This is a genomic window from Macrococcus capreoli, from assembly GCF_025628935.1.
Lineage (GTDB): Bacteria > Bacillota > Bacilli > Staphylococcales > Staphylococcaceae > Macrococcoides > Macrococcoides capreoli.
The window spans coordinates 107,913-114,529 of record NZ_JAOTIS010000010.1 but is presented as its reverse complement, the minus strand read 5'-3'; the positions used below and the strand labels follow the sequence as shown (position 1 = coordinate 114,529).

The window sequence follows — 6,617 nt, the reverse complement described above, 5'->3', positions numbered from 1 at the left end:
TGTATGTATAGTTTAAATAATTTAACTTACCTTTACAAATTTTAACACTAAAAAATGTGCTTTTTTGGACTGTAATCTTATAGATTATAGAATGAAGTAAAAAACTTACAGATTCTTCATTGTTGATAAATATTTATTTAGTAATAAATATCTATGATTACTATTCATTACCTACCTAACCTTCCCCATACTCCAAAGTTAACTTTATTAGCAAATCTCATTCTTATCGATTACAATATAATTGCATAACAAATAAAAGTTAAGTTATACAACTAACATTAACAATCAGGAGATGACCTATGGATAAATTAAATCAAGTAATGCTTTATGTAGATGATTTAGAAAGTGCCGTGAAATTTTGGACTGAGACTTTAAATTTCGTTATCGTTCAGGAAACAGAAATGCCGGACAATTACAAAGCTGTTGAAGTAGCTCCAAACGAGAATGTTGAGACATCAATCACTTTATTCGATAAAGCATTCATCAAGAAATACAGTCCGGAAGTAAGCACTGAAACACCATCTTTAATGTTCAAAGAAACAAACTTTGATGCATTATATGACAAACTGAAAGCATTAAATTTAACAGGCCATGATATCATTGATATGGGTGGCGTTCGCGTATTTAATTTCCAGGATGGACAAGGGAATTTCTTTGCAGTAAGTGAATAGTATGTACAAGAGCAACCCATGTATCTTGGGTTGCTTTTTTGCTATTTGCATAATTATTTGTAACTTCTAAATTAGTCATAAACTATTTTAAATTCGAACACCATCATATTATAATGAAACTGAATAATAGCCAATAAAAAGTTAAATTAAAAAATTATTGAAATTAATAAAAGGAGGAGCTTTTAAATGAAATTAAAGGCAATTGGTTATGCTGCATTATCCTTAAGTGTATTGTTAAGCGCATGTGGCAAAGGTAATAGTGAAAGCGAGAAGGATAAAGACAAGGATAAGACTGTCACAACAGAAGAAAAGAAAACTGAGTCGAAGGATAAGAAATCTACTGAAGAGAAAGTTACGACAGAAAAACCAACGACTGAAGCACCAACTACAGAAGTTACAACAACTGAAGTCGCTACAACAGAAGTCCAGAAGACTGAAGCGGCGACACCTCAACCACCAACAACGGAAATGCCTTCAGCAAATGTTCAATCAAACAATATGCATAATAACACACAGGCAAATCAAACACCTCAAAATAACGTCAATCAGAATGCAGTAGCAAAGAGTAATAATACATCTAACACAGCAAATACTGCTTATATTAACATAAAAAATATAACGAACAGACAACAATTAGAAACAGTTATTTACGGTAACTATTCACAAATGGACAAGATTACAGCGTATAATAGCGCAGTGCTGAATGGCATTATTCCACAAGGCAACGTGATGGAAGGGCCTGCAGATGCAGCATATGAAAGTTCTCTCAGAATTGAATCGGGTCAGGAGAAATCAGTATATCCATCCAACCCTTACCCAGGTAATCCAAATACGAAGAAATACGATTACTTATATAACAACAAATAATATTCACTTACTAAAGGCAGTGCATCGAGCACTGTCTTTTTTATGCAATTAGCGGCACTTGTTACTACAAATCAATAAATGTACGGTATTAAAGTGTAATATCGTACTGTTTTTTTTTTTGATATAATATTAAAATATGGTATTATATTTATATTTGGTAAATACATTTGGAGAACGATTAATAGAAGTAACTTCAATGCATCGGATTACATGCACTATTATCATAATAATGTATACATGTTTTTACAAAATATTAAGTAAAAATATTGAAAATTAATGGAAAATATCACGTCTTATTATTGTATTCTTATTGCATCAAGACTATACTATATACGGTATTATTTCATGTGCACAACAATAATGGAAAAAATATTGATATTAAATAAACAACAGAAAAGGTGTATTCAATGCAATTTTGTGAACTAACCCCGGAAGAATTCGAACAATTTGTTAATGCGCACTTCAGTCATTATACGCAATCAAGAATTCATTATGATTACAAAGTCGAACACAACGAACCAGTATACTTAGTTGGCGTAAAAGAAGGAAACGAAGTATTAGCAGCATGTCTTTTAAACAGCGCACCTGCTTTCAAATTCTTTAATTATTTCTATTCACATCGCGGACCAGTAATGGATTACACGAATAAATTATTAGTTTCAACATTCTTCGAAGGTTTAACGAAGTACTTGAAAAAGCGTAAAGGTTTATTTGCTTTAGTTGATCCTCATATTATTTATAACGTTCGTAATCACGACGGTGACATCATTGAATCACGCCGTGTCGACAGCTTTATTGATCAAATGAATCAATTAGGCTACCAACATAAAGGATTTAGCGTTGGTTATTCAATGGATTCTCAAGCAAGATGGTTATCAGTGCTACATTTAGAAGGTAAGTCTGAAGACCAGCTGTTAAAGGAAATGGAATATAAGACACGTCGTAATATTAACAAGACGATTGAAATGGGTGTAAAGATTAAAGATTTATCGATTGAAGAAACAGATCGTTTCTTTAAGTTATTCAAGATGGCAGAAGACAAGCATGGCTTTTCATTTAGAGATAAAGCGTATTTCGAACGTATGCAACGCACATACGGTAAACAATGTCGTTTAATATTAACGTATATTGATTTAAATGAGTATTTAGAGAAGTTAAATGTAGAACTTGGTGTTGCTGTAAAACAACATGAATTATCTGTAGAAGAATTAAATGCAAACCCAGATTATCGTAAACTGAAAAACAAAACGAAAGAACTAGAAAATACAGTTAATCGTTTGAAGAAGAAAGTTGAAGAGATTGAACAGTTACGCGAAACAGACGGTGAGATACTGGATTTAGCAAGTGCGTTATATATTCATAATGAACATGAATTGTATTATTTATCAAGTGGATCAAATCCAAAATATAATCAATTTATGGGCGCGTATCACATGATGTGGCGCATGATTCAATATGCGAAATCATTAAATTTAAAGACGTATAATTTCTATGGCGTAAGTGGTGTTTTCACTGAAGACGCTGAAGATTATGGTGTGCTTAAATTTAAGAAAGGTTTCAATGCGGTTGTTGAAGAATACGTTGGAGATTTCGAAAAGCCGTTAAGCCCTTTATTCTATAAATTATACAAAATGAGAAATGCTAAATAGTAAATCATAAAAAGTTCCCGGAAGAAATAAATCCGGGAACTTTTTTGTGTATAGTATTTTGTATTTAGTATATAGCTTTTACCCTGTCAATATATCTTCCTTAGGATAGCTATACAATTGTTTCTGTGGTTTAGAGAATGTCAGTACAATCGTTAAGACACCGACTTTACCAATCATCATCATCAGTACAATGAGTAGTTTACCGATAACTGAGAGTTTTGCTGTAATGCCCATTGTTAGTCCAACTGTGCCGAATGCTGATATTACTTCAAAGAGCAATGCTAAGAATGGCATTTTCGGCTCAGCGAGTACGAGCGCAAATACTATCGTGAAACAGAAACCTGTACTCAACACTGCGACGGCCAAACTTTTAAATAAGAATCGATTATCAATCGTTCGCTTAAATAAACTCAAATGCTCTCTATGTTTCACGAAACTTAAAGAACCAAATAGAATGACGACCGCTGTTGTCAGTTTAATCCCACCGGCAGTTGATGTAGGTCCTCCACCGATAAACATGAGCAGCATCATAATCATAATCGTTGGTGTTGTTAACGCCCCAATATCGACGGTATTAAATCCAGCTGTTCTCGTCGTAATGGCCTGGAAATACGCCATTTGAAACTGGTCAAACGTTGAGTGACCTCCAAGTGTTGCTTTATTGCTGTATTCAAGCAGGAATATTGTTAATGTCGCTATCGTATTAACGAGCAGCGTCCCGATTAACATCACTTTCGTATGCACGCGCAACTTCTTAAAGTGCTTCGTCTTATACAAATCAAGAATGACCGTAAATCCTATCCCGCCAATAATAATTAAACTTGTAATAATAAAGTTAACGATTGGATTCGTACGAAATTGTACTAAGTTATCACTATGTAATGCAAACCCTGCATTGTTAAATGCACTTACCGCAGTAAAGATACTATTGTAAATTCCTTTCTTCCAGCCTAATAACGGTACCCATTCCAACGCTAGTAAACACGCACCAATACTTTCGAAGATTAAGCTGATAAAGAAGAGAATTAACACAAGTCGGATAATTCCGCCCGTATTCTGCTGATTTAATGCTTCTGTCGCTAATGATCTACCTTTAAAGCCTACTTTCTTACCAAGCATGATAAACACAATCATCGCTAACGTAATTATTCCTAAACCACCACATTGCACAAGCATCATAATTACTGTATAGCCGATGTAATTGAAGTGCTGTGTAATATCAATAGTGGCCAGTCCAGTAACAGTAAAAGCACTTGTCGCAATAAACAGACAATCGACTAACGACGTCGGTTGCTTTTGTGAAAAAGGCATATACAGTAACAGTGTTCCGATAACAAGAAACACTAAGAACGAACTGATAATGACTAAGTATGGATTTTTAATCTGTAGTTTCATAGTTAACCTCATTTATGATCTGCCGATTATTTTGAAAACGGTCTAAGTAAGAATAGATTACATGAAACAGTAAGAAATTACAATTCATTTTGAAACACTCAATATAATATTCATACCGATACAGAAGTGTAATATTTAGTACTTGAAAAAAATACATGAAAGGATATACTTAAATCGTAATGATTACGATTTAAGGAGAGGTCAAAATGAAAAACGTATTTGGAAAAGTAATATTAACTTCATCACTTATCGCGACAACAGTTGCTCCGTATGCGGTTGAGAATGCACATGCAGCCGCTAAGCCAGCAGCAAACCCTGCACATCATAAAGTACAACCCGTTAAAAAAGGTGTGACATTCAATGCATATGTCATCAACAATCAATATCAATATGTGAAAAATCAAGTTGTGAAATTAGTTGATATTACGAAAGGTACTAAAGTGTATGCTGTTAAGAAAACGGATAAATTCGGAAAAGTAACTTTCACTCAATTACCTGCAGAACGAAATTTCGCAGTTTACGTAAATGGCGTAAATCAAGGGTATACAATTCGTGGCTCAGAAGGGACACAATTTGCGACTACATTTTATGTCAATAAAAAAGGGGCATATCAATATAATGTTCCAACACAACCTGCAACAGTGAACGTCGTTAATGAAGATGGTGAAGCGGTTAAAGGTCAAACGGTTGATATTTACCGCGGGAAAGTGAAAGTTCAAACAGTTAAGACAAATGAAAAAGGGAAGGCTGTATTTACGAAGAACATTACAGTCGGGACGTATTACGATGTGTATGTCAATGGAAAGAAAATAAATAATAATTTTGTCAGATCAGGTGAATCGTCATACGTCTACTTGAAATTAAGTGAAATCATTAAGTAAATGGGTAATTACGATAGGTTATAGCAACGTATCATAACACAACGAAAGAATGGCTTAACATAAAATTAACTTTAGATTTAATCGGAACTCCTATATAATCAACTAAGAGAATTCAAACGTTAAGGATGTTATGTTATGAATTATTTTATCGTTGGAGATATACATGGTTGTTATCATACTTTAAAGAAATTATTGAAATGCTGGAATCCTAAAGAAGAACAGCTGATCTTTGTTGGAGATTATATCAATAAAGGAAAGCACTCGAAAGAGGTTGTCCAGCTCGTTCGTAAATTACAAAGCGAGTATCCGAATACGATTTGTATTAAAGGGAACCATGAACATCAAATGGCTGAATATATATTGAATGATACGCCGAAGCATCAAATAAAAGAAAATTACAAGAATACACTGGAACACTACGATTTAAGACATAAATATAAAGCGGATGTGCTCTGGATGCGTGACTTACCTTTATACTATGAGAATAGTGTACTATATGTATCGCATGCAGGCGTGAATTTCTTAGGCTTTAGAAAGTTTAAACAAGAGAGTATGTGGAGTGTATTGCGCTTTCGCGGTAAGCTGAAGAAGATGAAGAAGTTACAAGTGATTGGTCATACGCCAACAGAAATCGGTAAACCGGTTTATATGAAACAATATCATACATTAAATATTGATGCGGGTGCAGGGAATCATGATGCAATGGCGGCTGTCGTTATAAACAAAAGCGGTAAAGTTGTTCAGACGTATGTTGAGAAAGTATTAAAGATTGATAAGTAGAAAAGTGGACTTCGTAAAACAGGAGTCCACTTTTTTTATTGATTAAACACCTTTCGGCGTAATCTTCACGATTTTATTAATATTGATGGTGCATGCAGCATCTTTCTCATTTACCGGCAAAAAGCCTGTATCGTTCAAATCGACTTTCTTCATAAAGTTATTAAACGCAATCTTTTCATCTGTCGTAAAGAATTCTTGATGATAGACGGTCTCTCCATTATCTAATTGAATTTCGATTGTTAAATAATTACTTTCAGTACTCATTTAAAATTAAAAGCTCCTTTTATTTATTTCTTCAATCTTTAATATTCCCTTATGATTATTACATAAACATATCATTCAAATGATTGTTTGAATGAATATTTAGTGGTATA

Annotated in this window: 7 protein-coding genes; 5 read left to right on the top strand and 2 right to left on the bottom strand. The window is 33.6% G+C overall.

The window, feature by feature from the left end:
- The first annotated feature begins 299 nt into the window (after positions 1 to 299).
- The 3 genes from OCL94_RS09000 (at position 300) to OCL94_RS08990 (ending at position 3,187) form a co-directional block, all read left to right on the top strand.
- On the top strand, positions 300 to 671 hold the full coding sequence (locus tag OCL94_RS09000; RefSeq protein WP_262996591.1) for a VOC family protein: 372 nt from the start codon (positions 300 to 302) through the stop codon (positions 669 to 671).
- Between the two features lie 186 nt (positions 672 to 857).
- Positions 858 to 1,538 carry a hypothetical protein gene (locus OCL94_RS08995; protein WP_262996590.1) on the top strand — a complete coding sequence of 227 codons (681 nt, stop codon included), beginning with the start codon at positions 858 to 860 and terminating at the stop codon, positions 1,536 to 1,538.
- A 407-nt stretch (positions 1,539 to 1,945) separates the two neighbouring features.
- Positions 1,946 to 3,187 carry an aminoacyltransferase gene (locus OCL94_RS08990; RefSeq protein WP_262996589.1) on the top strand — a complete coding sequence of 414 codons (1,242 nt, stop codon included), beginning with the start codon at positions 1,946 to 1,948 and terminating at the stop codon, positions 3,185 to 3,187.
- A gap of 78 nt (positions 3,188 to 3,265) precedes the next feature.
- Here the strand turns inward: OCL94_RS08990 and OCL94_RS08985 are convergent, their stop codons facing one another.
- Positions 3,266 to 4,582: a TrkH family potassium uptake protein gene (locus OCL94_RS08985; protein WP_262996588.1), complete on the bottom strand. Its 1,317-nt coding sequence runs from the start codon at positions 4,580 to 4,582 to the stop codon at positions 3,266 to 3,268.
- Between the two features lie 206 nt (positions 4,583 to 4,788).
- On the opposite strand from OCL94_RS08985, the gene OCL94_RS08980 reads away from it, so the two are divergent.
- Entirely contained in the window at positions 4,789 to 5,463 is a 675-nt protein-coding gene (locus tag OCL94_RS08980; protein WP_262996587.1) for a hypothetical protein, read from the top strand.
- A gap of 135 nt (positions 5,464 to 5,598) precedes the next feature.
- A complete protein-coding gene (locus OCL94_RS08975; RefSeq protein ID WP_262996586.1) occupies positions 5,599 to 6,243 on the top strand; it encodes a metallophosphoesterase family protein in 645 nt (214 codons plus the stop codon).
- Positions 6,244 to 6,285: 42 nt separating this feature from the next.
- On the opposite strand, the gene OCL94_RS08970 is transcribed toward OCL94_RS08975, so the two are convergent.
- Entirely contained in the window at positions 6,286 to 6,507 is a 222-nt protein-coding gene (locus OCL94_RS08970) for a hypothetical protein (protein WP_262996585.1), read from the bottom strand.
- Positions 6,508 to 6,617: the final 110 nt, after the last annotated feature.